The 16619-nt window shown below is 70.6% G+C and carries 16 protein-coding genes; 10 read left to right on the top strand and 6 right to left on the bottom strand.

Annotated features, from left to right (window positions below):
- The first annotated feature begins 260 nt into the window (after positions 1-260).
- The 5 genes from ABZ738_RS02855 to ABZ738_RS02835 all read left to right on the top strand — a co-directional run bounded on the left by ABZ738_RS02855 (position 261) and on the right by ABZ738_RS02835 (position 6039).
- Entirely contained in the window at positions 261-1862 is a 1602-nt protein-coding gene (locus ABZ738_RS02855; RefSeq protein ID WP_357210537.1) for an ABC transporter substrate-binding protein, read from the top strand.
- A gap of 75 nt (positions 1863-1937) precedes the next feature.
- Positions 1938-2876, top strand: a complete 939-nt coding sequence (locus ABZ738_RS02850; protein WP_357210534.1) for an ABC transporter permease — start codon at positions 1938-1940, stop codon at positions 2874-2876.
- 160 nt (positions 2877-3036) lie between these two features.
- Positions 3037-3993, top strand: a complete 957-nt coding sequence (locus ABZ738_RS02845; protein WP_131053268.1) for an ABC transporter permease — start codon at positions 3037-3039, stop codon at positions 3991-3993.
- 5 nt (positions 3994-3998) lie between these two features.
- Positions 3999-5030: an ABC transporter ATP-binding protein gene (locus ABZ738_RS02840; protein WP_357210531.1), complete on the top strand. Its 1032-nt coding sequence runs from the start codon at positions 3999-4001 to the stop codon at positions 5028-5030.
- Entirely contained in the window at positions 5014-6039 is a 1026-nt protein-coding gene (locus ABZ738_RS02835; RefSeq protein ID WP_131053270.1) for a dipeptide ABC transporter ATP-binding protein, read from the top strand. Before ABZ738_RS02840 ends, ABZ738_RS02835 begins: the two co-directional genes overlap by 17 nt.
- A gap of 97 nt (positions 6040-6136) precedes the next feature.
- On the opposite strand, the gene purH is transcribed toward ABZ738_RS02835, so the two are convergent.
- Together purH and purN are read right to left on the bottom strand one after the other, a co-directional pair.
- Positions 6137-7708, bottom strand: a complete 1572-nt coding sequence (gene purH, locus ABZ738_RS02830) for a bifunctional phosphoribosylaminoimidazolecarboxamide formyltransferase/IMP cyclohydrolase (RefSeq protein WP_176095197.1) — start codon at positions 7706-7708, stop codon at positions 6137-6139.
- On the bottom strand, positions 7705-8316 hold the full coding sequence (gene purN, locus ABZ738_RS02825) for a phosphoribosylglycinamide formyltransferase (protein ID WP_131053272.1): 612 nt from the start codon (positions 8314-8316) through the stop codon (positions 7705-7707). Before purN ends, purH begins: the two co-directional genes overlap by 4 nt.
- A 172-nt stretch (positions 8317-8488) precedes the next feature.
- On the opposite strand from purN, the gene ABZ738_RS02820 reads away from it, so the two are divergent.
- Together ABZ738_RS02820 and ABZ738_RS02815 are read left to right on the top strand one after the other, a co-directional pair.
- The gene (locus ABZ738_RS02820; protein ID WP_131053273.1) at positions 8489-8779 is read left to right on the top strand and encodes a CD225/dispanin family protein; all 291 of its coding nucleotides are present in this window, start codon (positions 8489-8491) and stop codon (positions 8777-8779) included.
- Positions 8780-8792: 13 nt separating this feature from the next.
- Positions 8793-9482, top strand: a complete 690-nt coding sequence (locus tag ABZ738_RS02815) for a DUF4190 domain-containing protein (protein WP_131053274.1) — start codon at positions 8793-8795, stop codon at positions 9480-9482.
- 91 nt (positions 9483-9573) lie between these two features.
- On the opposite strand, the gene ABZ738_RS02810 is transcribed toward ABZ738_RS02815, so the two are convergent.
- A complete protein-coding gene (locus ABZ738_RS02810) occupies positions 9574-10866 on the bottom strand; it encodes a DUF6350 family protein (protein WP_357210527.1) in 1293 nt (430 codons plus the stop codon).
- A 157-nt stretch (positions 10867-11023) separates the two neighbouring features.
- On the opposite strand from ABZ738_RS02810, the gene ABZ738_RS02805 reads away from it, so the two are divergent.
- A complete protein-coding gene (locus ABZ738_RS02805) occupies positions 11024-11284 on the top strand; it encodes a DUF4190 domain-containing protein (protein WP_131056226.1) in 261 nt (86 codons plus the stop codon).
- 44 nt (positions 11285-11328) lie between these two features.
- On the opposite strand, the gene sucD is transcribed toward ABZ738_RS02805, so the two are convergent.
- The 3 genes from sucD to ABZ738_RS02790 form a co-directional block, all read right to left on the bottom strand.
- Positions 11329-12216, bottom strand: a complete 888-nt coding sequence (sucD, locus tag ABZ738_RS02800) for a succinate--CoA ligase subunit alpha (RefSeq protein WP_176095199.1) — start codon at positions 12214-12216, stop codon at positions 11329-11331.
- Between the two features lie 2 nt (positions 12217-12218).
- Positions 12219-13397 (bottom strand): ADP-forming succinate--CoA ligase subunit beta, encoded by a 1179-nt coding sequence (gene sucC / locus ABZ738_RS02795; protein ID WP_357210523.1) that lies wholly within the window; start codon positions 13395-13397, stop codon positions 12219-12221.
- A gap of 594 nt (positions 13398-13991) precedes the next feature.
- A complete protein-coding gene (locus ABZ738_RS02790) occupies positions 13992-14396 on the bottom strand; it encodes a cobalamin B12-binding domain-containing protein (protein ID WP_131056220.1) in 405 nt (134 codons plus the stop codon).
- Positions 14397-14820: 424 nt separating this feature from the next.
- Here ABZ738_RS02790 and ABZ738_RS02785 point away from each other — a divergent pair, with 424 nt between their 5' ends.
- On the top strand, positions 14821-15534 hold the full coding sequence (locus ABZ738_RS02785) for a M23 family metallopeptidase (RefSeq protein ID WP_131056218.1): 714 nt from the start codon (positions 14821-14823) through the stop codon (positions 15532-15534).
- Between the two features lie 275 nt (positions 15535-15809).
- Positions 15810-16619 carry a M23 family metallopeptidase gene (locus tag ABZ738_RS02780; protein WP_176095200.1) on the top strand — a complete coding sequence of 270 codons (810 nt, stop codon included), beginning with the start codon at positions 15810-15812 and terminating at the stop codon, positions 16617-16619.

The following is a 16619-nucleotide window of genomic DNA, read 5'->3' as shown; positions in this document are numbered from 1 at the left end:
GATTCGTCCGGCCCCGAGAAGGCGTCGACCACTGCGTCACGCCCCTCAACCGTCGCAAGCATCCGCGCGCCGCCGACGCTTTGGGCGGTTCGGCTTAGCACGCCGACAAGCCCTCGCCAACCTGCACGCCCTCGTTCTGTTACCCCTTCGAGACCGGCACGTTGCCGAGTCCCGGTGCACGACCTACCGTTGCCCAGCGTTGCGCAGAGTCACCTCAATGTCGGGCTCAATAGCGCAGCGTAATGAGATGAGGAGGCTCAATGCGCGTTCGTAGGCTCGCCGCCTGGACCGCCCTCCCGCTCGCGGTGACCTTGGGCCTGGTGGCCTGCGGCTCGGGCGGCAGCGGTTCCGGTGAGAGCGACCCCAACGCGGCCGTGCGGATCGAGATCGCCGAGCCGCAGCACCTGGTGCCGACCAACACCAACGAGACGAGCGGTTCCCAGGTGCTCGCCGCCCTGTTCAGCCCGCTCGTCGACTACGACGAGGCCCACAAGCCGTACGAGGTGGCGGCCGAGTCGATCACGTCCGAGGACAACACCACCTGGACGATCACGCTGAAGGACGGCTACACGTTCCACAACGGCGAGGACGTAACCGCCGACAACTACATCGACGCCTGGAACTACGGCGCGTACGCCCCGAACGGGCAGAACTCCAGCTACTTCTTCGAGAAGATCGCCGGGTACGACGACCTCCAGGGCGAGGACCCGAAGGCCACCACGCTCAGCGGGCTGAAGAAGGTCGACGACGACACCTTCACCGTCACGCTGTCCCAGCCGTACAGCGAGTTCACCGCGATGCTCGGGTACACCGCCTTCTACCCGCTGCCGGAGGCCGCGTTCTCCGCTCCCGGCGAGCTGGCCGAGGGGTACGAGCAGGCGCCGATCGGTCAGGGTCCGTTCAAGATGAAGGGCACCTGGCAGCACGACGCCAAGGTCGAGGTCGAGCGCTACGACGCCTTCCCCGGCGAGCAGCCGAAGGTGGCCGGCGTCGAGTTCCGGATCTACCAGCAGCTCACCGCCGCGTACGCGGACGTGCTGTCGGACAACCTCGACGTGATCAAGACCATCCCGACCGAGAACCTCTCCACCGCCGCCACCGACCTGGGTGACCGGTTCCAGCAGAGTCCCGCGTCGTCGCTGCACTTCCTGGCCTTCCCCACCTTTCAGGAGGAGTACAGCAACCCGGACGTCCGCAAGGCCATCTCGATGGCGATCGACCGTGAGGAGATCACCCGGTCGATCTTCAAGGACTCGCAGCAGCCGGCCCGCTCGTTCGTCTCCCCGGTGGTCGCCGGCTACCGGGAGAACACGGTCGGCGCACCGGGCGAGTTCGACCCGACCAAGGCCAGGGCGCTGTACGAGGCCGCAGGCGGGCCGTCGCAGATCACCCTGTCGTACAACGGAGACGGTGGGCACAAGGACTGGATCGACGCCACCTGCAACCAGCTCAAGGCCAACCTGGGTGTGGACTGCGTCGGCAACGCCGAGCCGAAGTTCGCCGACCTGCTCACCAAGGTCAAGGCCAAGCAGCCGGTCGGCCTGTTCCGGATGGGCTGGATCATGGACTACCCGTCCATGGAGAACTACCTGGGCCCGCTCTACAGCTCGAACGGTTCGTCGAACTACTACGGCTACCGCAACCCGGAGTTCGACAAGCTGCTCGCCGAGGGCGCCAGCGCCCCCAGCGAGGACGAGGCGATCGAGAAGTACCAGGCGGCCGAGGACCTGCTGGCCGAGGAGATGCCGGTGGTGCCGCTGCGCTTCGGGCAGAACAACTTCGGTCACTCGACCAAGGTGAAGAACGTGGAGATGGACCTCTTCGACCGGATCGACCTGATCCAGATCGAGGCCGTCTCGTAACGACCACGGGCGCGGGTCGGGTCGAGGTGACCCGACCCGCCACGTGGTTCGCCCTTTTTGGGGAGACTGCCTAGTATGTTCCGCTTCATCGTGCGGCGCCTGCTTCAGATGGTCCTGGCCTTCTTCGGCACCACGCTGATCGTCTACGCGCTGATGTTCGCCGGCCAGGGCGACCCGATCCAGGCGCTCGCCGGTGAACGTCCGGTGACCGAGGCCCAGCGGGCCTACCTCACCGAGAAGTACCACCTCGACGCTACCGGGGTCGGCGGCTTCTTCTACCGCTACGTCGACTACCTCTCCAACCTGCTCCGTGGCGACCTCGGCGAATCGCTCACCGGCCGGTCGATCGGCGACATCCTCGCCACCGCCTGGCCGGTCACCATCAAACTGGCGCTGATCGCTCTCGCGGTCGCCGTGATCTTCGGAGTCACCGCGGGCGTCCTCGCCGGCATCCGACGGGCCAGCATCTTCGACAACGCCACGCTGCTGCTGACGCTGCTGGTGCTCGGCATCCCGACCATCGTGCTCGCGCCGCTCGCGCAGTACTTCCTCGGCGTCCGGTGGCAGGTCTTCCCACCCACCGCCGGTGCCGACCCCGACTTCCGCTCCCTGCTGCTGCCCGGGATCGTGCTCGGCTCGCTCTCGCTGGCCACCGCGCTGCGGCTGACCCGTACCTCGGTGGCCGAGAACCTGCGCGCCGACTACGTACGTACCGCCCGCTCCAAGGGCCTGCCGAACCGGCGGGTGGTCAGCGTGCACGTGCTGCGCAACTCGCTCATCCCGGTGATCACCTTCCTCGGCGTCGAAGTGGGCAACCTGATGAGCGGCGCGATCATCACCGAGGGCGTGTTCAACATCCCCGGCGTCGGCTTCAACCTGTTCCGTGGCATCCGCACCGAGGACGGCCCGCTGGTGGTGGGCATCGTCAGCGTGCTCGTCGTGGTCTACCTGGTCTCCAACCTGGTGGTGGACATCCTGTACGCCGTCCTGGACCCGAGGATCCGCTATGAGTGAGCGCAGCGAGGGGTCGGCATGAGTGAGCGCCAGCGAACGAATCATCAACGCAGCCCAAATGCCTGCACCGAGCGCAGCGAAGGGCCGGCATGAGTGAGCGCCAGCGAACGAATCATCAGCTCAGTGGAAATGCCGGAACCGAGCGCAGCGAGGGGACGGCATGAGTGACTTCGAGACCGTCGCGGCGACGGAGAACCAGGCCGCGCGACGGGGGCCGTCGGGTGAGCCGGGCGCGCCGGACCAGGTCGGCCGACCTCGCAAGCCGCGCAGCCTGGCCGGGGACGCCTGGCGCGACCTGCGCCGCAAGCCGATCTTCTGGATCAGCTTGTTCCTGGTGCTGCTGGTGGCCGCGATGGCCGCCGTGCCCGGGCTCTTCACCGGCAACGATCCGGGCGACTGCGTGTTGTCCCGGCAGCACGCCGCCCCGTCCGGCGGGGCGATCTTCGGGTACGACTTCCAGGGCTGCGACACGTACGCCCGCGCGGTCTACGGCGCCCGCGCGTCCCTGCTGGTCGGCGCCCTCTCGGCGCTGCTCACCGGGGTGATCGCGTTGGTCGTCGGGATGCTCGCCGGCTACTTCGGCGGCTGGGTCGACGCGGTGCTCTCCCGGGTGATCGACATCGTGCTCGGCATCCCCCTGCTGCTGGCCGCGATCGTGCTGCTCAAGCGGGTCGCCAGCGACAGCGCCACGGTACGCGTCGGTGCCGTCATCTTCGTGCTCGCGGTGCTCGGCTGGACCACCGCCGCCCGGGTGGTCCGCTCGTCGGTGATCACCGCTCGGGAGCAGGACTACGTGTCCGCCGCCCGGATGCTGGGCGCCGGCAACGGCCGGATCATGTGGCGGCACATCCTGCCGAACGCGCTCGCCCCGGCGATCGTGGTGCTGACCATCGCGCTCGGTTCGTTCATCGCCGCCGAGGCGACACTCTCGTTCCTCGGCATCGGCCTGCGGGAGCCCACCATCTCCTGGGGTATCGACATCAACAACGGTCGGGTGCACATGCGGGAGTCGGCGACACCGCTGGTCGTCCCGTCGACGTTCCTGGCCCTGACCGTACTGGCGTTCATCATGCTGGGCGACGCCATCCGCGACGCGTTCGACCCGAAGCTGCGGTGACCGACATGACCACGACGCCACCGACCCCGGCCACCCCCACCCCGCCCGGCGGCCACCTGCTCCAGGTACGGGACCTGCACATCGAGTTCCGCACCGGCGAGGGGGTGGCCAAGGTGATCAACGGGGTCAGCTACCACCTGGATCCGGGCGAGACCCTGGCGGTGCTGGGCGAGTCGGGCTCCGGGAAGTCCGTCACCGCGCAGGCGGTGATGGGCATCCTGGACAGCCCACCGGCGCACGTCAGCTCCGGACAGATCCTCTATCAGGGGCGCGACCTGCTCACCCTGCCCGAGGAGCAACGCCGGCAGGTGCGGGGCAAGGAGATCGCGATGATCTTCCAGGACGCCCTCTCCGCGTTGAACCCGGTCTTCCCGGTCGGTTGGCAGATCGGTGAGACGCTGCGCCAGCGGCTCGGCATGTCCCGGGCCGACGCCCGTCGCCGCGCGGTGGAGTTGATGGACCTGGTGCAGATCCCGGCCGCCGGCGCACGTCTGGGCGACTATCCGCACCAGTTCTCCGGCGGTATGCGCCAGCGCGTGATGATCGCGATGGCGCTGGCCATGGAACCGAAGGTGCTCATCGCCGACGAACCGACCACCGCGCTCGACGTCACCGTGCAGGCGCAGATCATGGACCTCCTCGCCGACCTGCGGCGGGACCTGGACATGGCGATGATCCTGATCACCCACGACCTGGGCGTGGTCGCCGACGTGGCCGACCGGATCGCCGTCATGTACGCGGGCCGCATCGTCGAGCACGCCGACGTGCGGTCGCTGTACCGGGCGCCTGCCCACCCGTACACCAAGGGGCTGCTGGCGTCGATCCCGCGCCTGGACCAGCGCGGCGGGCGGCTCTCCACCATCCGGGGCCTGCCGCCGAACCTGATGCGCATCCCCAGCGGCTGTCCCTTCCATCCCCGATGCCCGTTCGCGCAGCAGGTCTGTGTGGACGAGGTACCGCACGACCTGGTCCTCGGCGACGGGCGGACCAGTGCGTGCCACTTCGCGCAGGAGGTACGTGATGACCGCGCCGACTGAGCCCACCACCGTGCGCGGCGAGACGCTCCTCGACGTCGACGACGTGGTCAAGCACTTCCCGATCACGCAGGGGGTGCTGTTCCAGAAGAAGGTCGGCGCGGTGAAGGCCGTCGACGGGGTGAGCTTCCAGCTCCGCCGGGGCGAGACGCTGGGCATCGTCGGCGAGTCCGGCTGCGGCAAGTCCACCCTGGCCCGGCTGCTGATGCGGCTGGAACGCCCGACCGCCGGGCGGGCCACCCTGGCCGGGCAGGACCTCTTCGCCGCCTCCGGCGCCCGGCTGCGCCGGATCCGCCGGAACATGCAGATGGTCATGCAGGACCCGTACACCTCGCTGAACCCGAGGATGACCGTCGGCGACATCATCGGCGAGCCGTTCGAGATCCACCCCGAGGCGGCCCCGAAGGGCAGTCGCGACCGGCGGGTGCAGGAGCTGCTCGACGTGGTCGGGCTGAACCCGGAACACGTCAACCGCTACCCGCACCAGTTCTCCGGCGGTCAGCGGCAGCGCATCGGCATCGCCCGGGCACTCGCGCTGCGGCCCGAGGTGATCGTCTGCGACGAGCCGGTCTCCGCACTGGACGTCTCCATCCAGGCCCAGGTGATCAACCTGTTGGAGCAGCTCCAGGACGAGTTGGGGCTGTCGTACATCTTCATCGCGCACGACCTGTCCGTGGTGCGGCACATCTCGGACCGGATCGCGGTGATGTACCTGGGCCGCATCGTGGAGATCGGCACCGAGGACGAGATCTACCAGCGCGCCACCCACCCGTACACACAGGCACTGCTCTCGGCCGCGCCGGTGCCGGACCCGGACGCCCGGGAGCATCGGACGGTGATCCGGTTGCACGGTGACGTGCCGAGCCCGGCCGACCCGCCGAGCGGCTGCCACTTCCGGACCCGCTGCTGGAAGGCCCAGGAGATCTGCGCCGTCGAGGATCCGCAGGCGGTGCCACGGGCCGCCGACCCGCACCCGTCCGCCTGTCATTTCGCCGAGCTGCGATCGGTGTAAGGAAGGGTCCCCTGCTAACGCCTGGTGTATAGCAGGGGACCCTTCCTAACATCACAGCCGCAAGCGCACACGGCGCCGCCGGTCGCGCGGCGGCGGGTCAGTGGAAGAAGTGCCGGGTGCCGGTGAGGTACATGGTGACGCCGGCCTGCTTGCAGGCGGCGATCACCTCCTCGTCCCGGATCGAGCCGCCCGGCTGCACGATGGCCCGGATGCCGGCGTCGATGAGGATCTGCGGGCCGTCGGCGAACGGGAAGAACGCGTCCGAGGCCGCCACCGCGCCCCGCGCCCGGTCGGCACCGGCCCGGCTGACCGCCAGTCGCGCCGAGTCCACCCGGTTGACCTGCCCCATCCCGACACCGACCGTGGCGCCGTCCTGCGCCAGCAGGATCGCGTTGCTCTTCACCGCGCGCACCGCCCGCCAGGCGAAGGCCAGGTCGGCCAGGGTCGCCTCGTCGGCCGCGTCACCGGTGGCCAGCCGCCAGGTCGCCGGGTCGTCGCCCTCGGCGTCGACCGCGTCGCGTTCCTGCACCAGCACGCCGCCGGTGATCTGCCGCCACTCCGTGGACGGCGGACGGAACTCCGGTGCCCGCAGCAGCCGGATGTTCTTCTTGGCCTGGAGCACCTCGGCGGCCCCCGGCTCGTAGCCGGGCGCCACCACGACCTCGGTGAAGATCTCGGCGATCTGCCCGGCCAGCTCGACCGAGACCGGACGGTTCACCGCGATGACGCCGCCGAAGGCGGAGACCGGGTCGCAGGCGTGTGCCTTGCGGTGCGCCTCGGCCACGTCCGCGCCGACCGCGATCCCGCACGGGTTGGCGTGCTTGATGACGGCCACCGCCGGCTGGTCGGCGAAGTCGTTCGCGGCCCGCCAGGCGGCGTCGGCGTCGACGTAGTTGTTGTAGGACATCTCCTTGCCGTGCAACTGCTCGGCCTGGGCCAGGCCGGGCGGGCTCGCCGGGTCCGCATAGACCGCCGCGCCCTGGTGCGGGTTCTCGCCGTACCGCAGCACCGCCTGCCGCCGCAGCGCCAGCCCGGCGAACTCCGGCCCGCCGTCGGCGGCCGGGGCCAGGGACGTGGCGAACCAGTCGGCGACCGCCACGTCGTACTCGGCGATGTCGGCGAAGGCGCGGGCGGCCAGCGCCCGCCGCTGCGCCAGGGTGAAGCCACCGCCGTCGAGCGCGGCCACCAGCAGCGGGTACGCGGCCGGGTCGGTCACCACGGCCACCGAGGCGTGGTTCTTGGCGGCGGCACGCACCATCGCCGGACCGCCGATGTCGATCTGCTCGACGCACTCGTCCTGGCTGGCGCCGGAGGCGACGGTCTGCTGGAACGGGTAGAGGTTGGAGACCAGCAGGTCGACCCCGGCGATGCCGTGCTCGTCGAGCTGGGCGACGTGGGTGTCCTTGCGCAGGTCGGCGAGGAGTCCACCGTGGATCTTCGGGTGCAGGGTCTTCACCCGGCCGTCGAGGATCTCCGGGAAACCGGTCACCTGCTCCACGGCGGTCACCGGTACGCCCGCACCGGCGATCGTCGACGCGGTGCTGCCGGTCGAGACGATCTCCACCCCGGCGGCGTGCAGGGCCTTGGCCAGGTCGACCAGACCGCTCTTGTCGTAGACGCTGACCAGTGCCCGCCGGATCGGGCGGCGCCCGTCCTCGATGGAACTCACGGAACTGTGACCTTTCTCCCGGTGATCGTCCAGCCGTCGCGGACCAGCCGGCCCACCTGCTCGACGAGTTGCTGCCGCTCGGCTTCCTTGATGCGCTCGGTGAGCGTGTCCACGTCGTCGTCGTCGTGCACCGGCACCGCCACCTGCGCCACGATCGGGCCGGTGTCCATTCCGGCGTCGACGAAGAAGAGCGTCGCCCCGGTGACCTTCACGCCATAGGCGAGCGCGTCCCGCGGGCCGTGGATGCCGGGGAAAGCCGGCAGCAGGGTGTTGTGCGTGTTCAGGTAGCGGTCGCCGAAGGCGGCGAGGAACCGGGAACCGACAAGCTTCAGGAACCCGGCGGAGACGACCAGGTCGGGCCGGTGCGCGGCGACCTGCTCGGTGAGCGTCGCGTCCCACTCCTCGCGGGACGGGTGGTCCTTGACCTTCGCCACGAAGGTCGGCACCCCGGCGGCGGCGGCCCGGTCCAGCCCGGCGATGCCGTCGCGGTCCGCGCCCACCGCGACCACCCGGGCCCCGTACGCCGGGTCGGCGGTCGCGTCCAGCAGCGCCTGCAGGTTGCTGCCGGAGCCGGAGACGAGGACGACGATGCGGGCGGGCTCGGTCACCGGCACACCCTATCCGGCGGCGGATCAGCGCTGGTCCGGTGCCCACCCGATGGGCCGCCGACCCTTCGCCGACCACCGAAGTCGCACAGACCGGGTACGCTGCCGGTCGCTTGGGACCGGCGCATGTCCGGCCCGCACCCGTCAGCGACACGTACGTGAGGAGCTCGTCACCATGCAGCCCGGATACCCGTCCCAGCCGCCCCAGCAGGTCGACAACAACATGACGATGTCGATCGTCGCCATCTTCCTGTTCTGGCCGCTGGCGATCCCCGCCATCATCAACGCCTCGAAGGTCAACCAGCTGCTTCAGCAGGGTGACTACGCCGGTGCCCAGGCCGCGTCCGCCGAGTCGAAGAAGTGGTCCAAGTGGGCCATCATCGTCGGTGTCGCGTGGCTCGTGATCGTGCTGCTCTGCTGCCTGGGCGGTGGCGTCCTCGGTTCGCTCAGCGGCTCGAACGCCTGAGTAACGGAACCACATGCAACCCGGTAACCCCGGTCAGGACCCGTACGGCCAGCAACAGCCGTACGGGGATCCGACAGCTCCACCTCCGCACAACCCGTACGCGCCACCGGCGGCCAATCCCTACGCACCTCCGCCGGCCAACCCGTACGCCACACCGGAGCCGCACACGCCCGCGGTCGACCCGTACCAGCAGGCAGACCCGTACCAGCAGGTCGATCCGTACCAGCAGGTCGACCCGTACGGCCAGCAGCCGCCCACCTCGGGGCAGCCCTACGATCCGTACTCTGCACCGCCCGCCGGACAGCCGGCGTACGGTCAGCCCCCGGCCTACGGGCAGCCGCCGACGTCGGGGCACCCCTACGGCCAGCCCTACCAGGACCCGTACGCCCCGCAGCCGTACGGCGGCGCGCCGATGTACCCGCACGCGGGTTTCGTCGGCCACGGCGGCCAGCAGAACACCCTCGCGCTGGTGGCGATGATCCTGGGCATCGCGTCGATCCCGCTGAACTGCTGCTACCTCGGTATTCCGCTGGGTCTGGCCGCGGTCATCACCGGCTGGCTCGGCAAGCAGAAGGTCGACCAGGGCCTGGCCGGCAACCCGGGGCAGGCACTCACCGGCCTGATCTGCGGCGGCATCGGCCTGCTGCTGGGCCTGCTCTATGTCGTGCTGATCGCGGTGAACTACGCCGTGCCGCGACTTTGAACCAGCAGTACGCGAGGGGCGCTCCGGACGACCGGGGCGCCCCTCGTCGTGAGCAGGCCCGCTGTCGAGGTCTGGCCGCCCTGCGGCAGGTCTAGACGGCGCGTCGGGTGAGCCAGCGGACCGCCCCCGCACCGAGCACCGCCCCACCGCCCGTGATCAGCGTCGCGGCCAGCGCCACCTGCCACCCGACCGGGCCGACCTCGGCCAGCCGACCGGCACCGAGCGGTCCGCCGGAGACCTCCGCGAGCACCCCCAGCAGCACCCCGGCCACCGGACCGACGAGTACGGCCGGCACCAGCAGACGCCGCCAGCGCAGCGGAGCGCGGTCCGCCCCGGCCGACCGGATCAACCGGCGGGCCAGCAGCCCACCGGCGGCCATACCCACCAGGACCGGCATCGCGAGAACCATGATCGAGGCGAGCCCGTCGACCGGCCCGCTCGGCAGCCCGGCGAACAACGGCAGCGCCGGTAGCGCGCCGACGGAGACCTCGCTGGTGCGGACGGCCGTGTCGGTGCCCACGGCGAAACCGGGCCCGAGCAGGTAGCTGGTGGACCAGACGGTGGCGTTGGGCGCGTACGCCAGGCTGACCAGCGTGATGCCAGCCTGCCCGGCCACACCGGTGCGGTAGGCGCCGATCAGGTCGGCCGCGTCGCCCCCGCCGGTCGCCACGGCCAGTCCCGCCCCGGCGGCTCCCGCGCCGAGCAGCACCAACGCGGCCACCAGACCGGCACGGACCCCTTCGCGTACCGGCCCCGGCAGCTGCCCTGCGAGCACCTCGGCCAGCCCGGTGGTCCGGGCCGCGCCGAGACCCGCGGCGAGCGTGCCGAGCACCGCGAGCGTCACGCCGGCCCGTGGCCATGACACACCGGTGCCACCGGAATCGACGAGCAGCGCGGCGAGCAGGCCGATCAGGGCGTACCCGACGCCGACCGCCGCCGCGACGGCGACCGTGCGGCCCGGGGACCGGTCGCCGCGTGCGCCGACCGCACGGCTGGCGTGCACGCCGGCCCGGGTGAGCCGCCAGATCGCCAGCACGGTCACCGCGAGCGGGGCCAGGCCCAGGGGGCCGGCGGCGGTCTCCAGCGGTACGCCGTGCCCGAGCAGCCAACCGGCCGCGCCCGCGCGGATCGCGCCCAGCGGGGTGGCGGCGCCTTCGCTGAGCTGGAACAACCAGAGCACGAGCACCACCGGCAACCAGGAGGTGAGCGCGGCCCCACCGGCCGCCACCAGCGCGGCGACCGCGAGGGGCGGGTGACGGCGGCCGCCGGGTGTGCCCCGTTGCACCGGTACCCGACGGGGCGGGCCGGCACGACCGGGTGGCCGGGCGCCGACCCCACGGGCGTCGGTGGCCCGGCGGGGCTGGTCAGGGGTGACGGAGGACATCGTCTCTACTCTGGCATGTCGGGGCCGCCTCGGCTGTCCGACACCACCCCGTCCGGAGGTGAGTTCGCCTGATCCGCCGTGCCGGCAAGGGGCTCCGGTCTAGCCTCGGCTCAGAGCCGTGGCCGACGTCGCGGCAGTTAGTGTCCGGAGGGAAGCCGTGAACGCTCCGTATCCACCGCCCCCGCCGCCACCGGCGGGCCGGGACCGCACCACCCTGTGGGGCGTGCTGGGCATCGTGACCGGGGTGCTCTGTTGCGGCATCCTCGGCATCGTCTTCGGTTGGCTGTCGATCCGCGACGCGCGCCGCTACCGGCAGTCCCCGGTGCTGGGCTACGTCTCGATCGGTCTGGGTGTGGTCAACATCGTGGTCAGCCTGATCCTGTCCGCCACGGGCAACTACCCGTACTGGAACCGCTGAGGGGCCGACCTTCCGGTCGGCCCCTCGAAGACTGTCGTACCGGCTCAGCCGGCGGACATGATCTCGCGCATCAGCTTGGCGGTCTCGGTCGGGGTCTTGCCGACCTTGACACCCACCGCCTCCAGCGCCGCCTTCTTCGCGTCGGCGGTGCCCGCCGAACCGGAGATGATCGCACCGGCGTGCCCCATGGTCTTGCCGGGCGGGGCGGTGAAGCCGGCGATGTAGCCGACCACCGGCTTGGTGACGTTGGCCTTGATGTACTCGGCCGCCCGCTCCTCGGCGTCGCCGCCGATCTCACCGATCATCACGATGGCGTCGGTGTCCGGGTCTGCCTCGAACGCGGCCAGCGCGTCGATGTGCGTGGTACCGATGATCGGGTCGCCACCGATGCCGACGCAGGTCGAGAAGCCGATGTCCCGAAGCTCGTACATCATCTGGTAGGTCAGCGTGCCGCTCTTGCTGACCAGGCCGATCCGGCCGCTGCCGGTGATGTCGGCCGGGATGATGCCGGCGTTGGAGGCACCCGGCGAGGCGATGCCGGGGCAGTTCGGCCCGACGATCCGGGTCCGCTCGCCCTTGCCCGTGTTGTACGCCCAGAAGGCGGCGGTGTCGTGCACCGGCACGCCCTCGGTGATCACCACGGCCAGCGGGATCTCGGCGTCGATCGCCTCGATGACCGCGCCCTTGGTGAACTGCGGGGGCACGAAGATGACGGTGACGTCGGCACCGGTGTCCTTCATCGCGTCCGCGACGCTGGCGAAGACCGGCAGCTCGGTGCCGTCGAAGTCGACGGTGGTGCCCGCCTTGCGCGGGTTCACGCCGCCGACGACGTTGGTGCCGGCCGCGAGCATCCGCCGGGTGTGCTTGGAACCCTCGGAACCGGTCATCCCCTGGACGATGACCTTCGAGTCCTTGGTCAGCCAGATAGCCATTGTCAGACCCCCGCAGCCGCCAGCTCGGCGGCCCGCTCGGCCGCGCCGTCCATGGTGTCGACCCGCTGCACGAGCGGGTTGTTCGCGCTGTCGAGGATCGCCCGACCAGCTTCGGCGTTGTTGCCGTCGAGCCGCACGACGAGCGGCTTGGTGACCTGCTCCCCGCGCTGCTCCAGCAGGGCCAGCGCCTGGATGATGCCGTTGGCGACCTCGTCGCAGGCGGTGATGCCGCCGAAGACGTTGACGAAGACGCTGCGGACCGACGGGTCGGAGAGCACGATCTCCAGGCCGTTGGCCATCACCGCGGCGCTCGCGCCGCCGCCGATGTCGAGGAAGTTGGCCGGCTTGACGTTGCCGTGCCGCTCACCGGCGTACGCGACCACGTCGAGCGTGGACATGACCAGGCCCGCGCCGTTGCCGATGATGCCGACCTCGCCGTCGAGCTTGACGTAGTTGAGGTCCTTCTCCTTGGCCGCCTGCTCCAGCGGGTCCACGGTCGCCTGGTCGACCAGGGCCTCGTGGTCCGGGTGCCGGAAGCCGGCGTTCTCGTCCAGCGAGATCTTGGCGTCCAGCAGCAGCAGCGTGCCGTCACCGGTCTTGGCCAACGGGTTGACCTCGACCAGGGTGGCGTCCTCGGCGACGAACGCCTTCCAGAGCCCCACCGCGACGTCGACGAGCTGGTCGGCGAGATCGGCCGGGAAGCCGGCTGCGGTGACGATCTCCCGGGCCTTGGCCTCGTCGACACCCTTGACGGCGTCGATCGGGGCCTTGACCACCTTGTCCGGGGTCTCCGCGGCGACCTGCTCGATGTCCATGCCGCCGGCCACGCTGGCGATGCAGAGGAAGGTGCGGTTCGCCCGGTCCAGCAGGTACGAGAAGTAGTACTCGTCGGCCACGTCCGCGGTCACCGTGATCATGACCTTGTGGACCGTGTGGCCCTTGATGTCCATGCCGAGGATGTCGGTGGCGCGGGCCACCGTCTCCTCCGCGCCCTCGGCGAGCTTGACGCCGCCGGCCTTGCCTCGCCCGCCGACCTTCACCTGCGCCTTGACGACCACTCGGCCGCCGAGGCGATCGGCGATCGCGCGGGCCTCCTCCGGGGTGGTGGCAACGCCGCCGGCGAGCACGGGAAGACCGTGCCGCTCGAACAGGTCCCGCCCCTGGTATTCGTACAGGTCCACGATTGCGCGTCCCGTCCCGTCTCCGCGGCGCACCGTCGCGCCGCCACCAGCGTATGGAAAGTAAACAGTGCGGTGCCTGACATCAGTCGAAGTTGACGCAGACCGCTGAACCTCGCACGGCCCGAACCGCACGGCGCTCGCGCACCGCACCCGCCCGGTGGATCCGTCGGACCGTGGGCGGAGGTGGTGCGAGGTCCATTGGGCGCAGCCTAACGATGTCGGCACGGGCGGCAACCGAGCGGGTGCGGGGTGTGCGGTAATCCACAGCCACCACCGACGCTGTGTCACCGGTGTGCGCCACGCCGCAGCGGCCGCCCCGATGTCACCCGTTCGAGCGATCTCGGCGGGCCTGGCAGGGAACCGGACGTCGGCGCGTAACCCGGTTGGCAGGGCCTCGTTGAGTCAGGTGTCGGAGCGCTGAACGGCGCGAGGACGCAAGCGGCCGATGCCCTGTCGGTCGAGGGGTGGCGGCGGGGCATCGTGCATAGAGGGGCCGGACGTGTGAGGGGTGCGTCCGGCCCCTCCCCTTGCCCGCATTCGCCCCACGTCCCCGTACCCGACTCTCGCGTCGGCCCCCGGGTCCGCTCGTCCGGGTCAGCTCACCGGCTGGGCGACGTTGCTACGGACCCACTCCACGATGGACTGGGTGGTCGCGCCCGGCGTGAAGATCTTGGCTACGCCGATCTGCTCCAGCTCCGGGATGTCCGCGTCCGGGATGATGCCCCCGCCGAAGACCACGATGTCCCGGGCGTCGCGCTCGCCCAGCAGTTCGAGCACCCGGCGGAACAGCGTCATGTGCGCGCCGGAGAGCACCGAGAGACCGACCGCGTCGGCGTCCTCCTGGATGGCGGTCTCCACGATCTGCTCCGGGGTCTGGTGCAGGCCGGTGTAGATGACCTCCATGCCGGCGTCGCGGAGAGCGCGGGCCACCACCTTGGCCCCACGGTCGTGGCCGTCCAGGCCCGGCTTGGCGACGACGACCCGAACACGAGAGCTCATCAGCGCATCCCTTTCACCGGCTCCGGGGCTTTCACCTGAACGAACGGTAACCCGCGCCACGGATTCCGGGGAACCGGGGCCGGGACCCGAGGACGGACCCGCCGCCACGACGACCTCACACACAGGCACGACCGACGCGGCTCGGGTCAAGGAGGACGACTCCGCCGATCGGTCACGGTCTGCGACGAACGGACGATAACGAGGGCAGCCCACTAGTGCCGCGAGCCATGACATTAATGGACGGAAAGGGACAGAAAGGTGCAACGAGTTCGGCGCTCCGGCTTGTGGGGCGACTGACGGTTGGCTACCGTGTCCACGGTTGTCATCAGGTTTGCGGACGGGTGACGACGCGACCAGCCGACGGACGGATCACTGATCCGGACGGCGGCCGAACGCTTCGGAACCCCGACAACGGAGGGTGTGCGTGCGCCAGCGCCTGTCGTCTGAGCCCGATCGATATCGCGGTCGCCGCCGCGTACCCACCCCCCCACGTAGCCGTTACGCCGCAGTCGTCACCACCGCCTTCGTCGGTGCCGGCGTGGTGGCACTGGGCGCCGGCGCACTGCCGGACGCCAAGAGCGTCGAACAGTCGGTGCTCGACGAGCTGAAGCAGGCCGCCGTCAGCAGCCAGGGAGCTGCCGAGCGCGCCGACGCCGCCGAGCGGCCCTCCCGGGACGGCCGCAGCGCCCCGGAGAGCGTCGAGGACTCCGGCGTCTGGCTGCTGCCGCTGCAGGGCTACGACTTCAACTCCCCCTACGGCATGCGCTGGGGCAAGCTGCACACCGGCATCGACCTGGTCGCACCGGAGGGCACCCCGTACGTCTCGATCCACGAGGGCACCGTCACCAAGGCCGGCTGGTTCGGCGGGTACGGCAACGCCGTGATCGTCCAGCACCCGGACGGCAGCGAGGCGATCTACGGCCACTCCTCGGCGTTGAGCGTCCGGGAAGGCCAGCAGGTCAAGGCCGGCGACCAGCTCGGCCTGGTGGGCAACACCGGCCACTCCTACGGGGTCCACCTGCACCTGGAGATCCATGTCAAGGGCAAGCCGCTCGACCCGGTGCCCTGGCTCCAGGAGCGCGGAGTGGACATCAAGCTGCAAGTCGAGGCAATCTACAGCGAGGTAACGGAGTCCTGACACCCCGTTGCACCCGTTGACCGCCCGGATCGATCGATCCGGGCGGTTTTGCGTGCGCGGCCCGAACGCAAAGTGTCCCAGGCCACAGGCTGCTTTGTGGCGGAGCGCACACCACAGCCGACGCACCGACCCGGTCATCCGGTGGCAACCGGGGACAGAACCGGGCGGCCGTCCCGCCGCCACCATCCACCCGCCGAACCCCGGTACCCGACACGCACCCGACCGACACCAGGATTTCCAGGTCACGTACCCCTCGATCCAGTGAGGTCCGCTCCGTGCAGGACGACAGCTCCACCCCGAACCGCACGCTCTCCCACGCTCCCGCCCGGCACCGCCGCCGGATCGGCCGGCGCGGCCGTCGGCTGGCCGTCGGCGCGGTCGCCGTGCTGGGACTCGGACTCGGTGGTGTCGTCGTGACCAATCTCGACGACAGCCCCACCCCGAGCCCCGTCTCACTCGACGCGCAGGCCCGCGCCGAAGCCGCCGCCCGCGCGGAGGCCGCCGACCGCGCCGACCGCTCGGCCCGCGAGTCGGTCGCCCCGGCCACGCCGGAGAGCCCGACACCGACCCCGACGGCGAGCCCGACCAGGACACCCAGCGCGAGCCCGACCGCGAAACCCCGCCCGACGGCGACCAGGGCCAGCAAGGCCGCTCCGAAGACCACCACGAGCACCGCGTCGAAGCCCGACTGGGTCATCCCGATGGCCGGCGCCGCCGTCACCTCGTGCTACGGCCCCCGGTGGGGCACACTGCACGCCGGCATCGACTTCGCACTGCCCGCCGGCACACCGGTGCGGGCCGCCTCCAAGGGCACCGTCACGAAGGCCGGCGACGTCGGTGACGGGTACGGCATCTCGGTCGTCATCGACCACGGCAACGGCTACCTCACCCACTACGCCCACCTGAGCACCACCCGGGTGAACGTGGGTGCGAAGGTCAGCACCGGCCAGACCATCGGACTGGAGGGCTCCACCGGCGACTCCACCGGGCCGCACCTGCACTTCGAGGTGCACCAGGGTCAGATGTGGAACCAGATCGACCCGGCGCCGTTCCTGCGCGCCCGCGGCATCGACGTGGCGTGCTGA

The organism is Micromonospora sp. NPDC047793, from assembly GCF_040642635.1.
Lineage (GTDB): Bacteria > Actinomycetota > Actinomycetes > Mycobacteriales > Micromonosporaceae > Micromonospora.
This window is presented reverse-complemented; position numbering and strand designations above follow the sequence as displayed.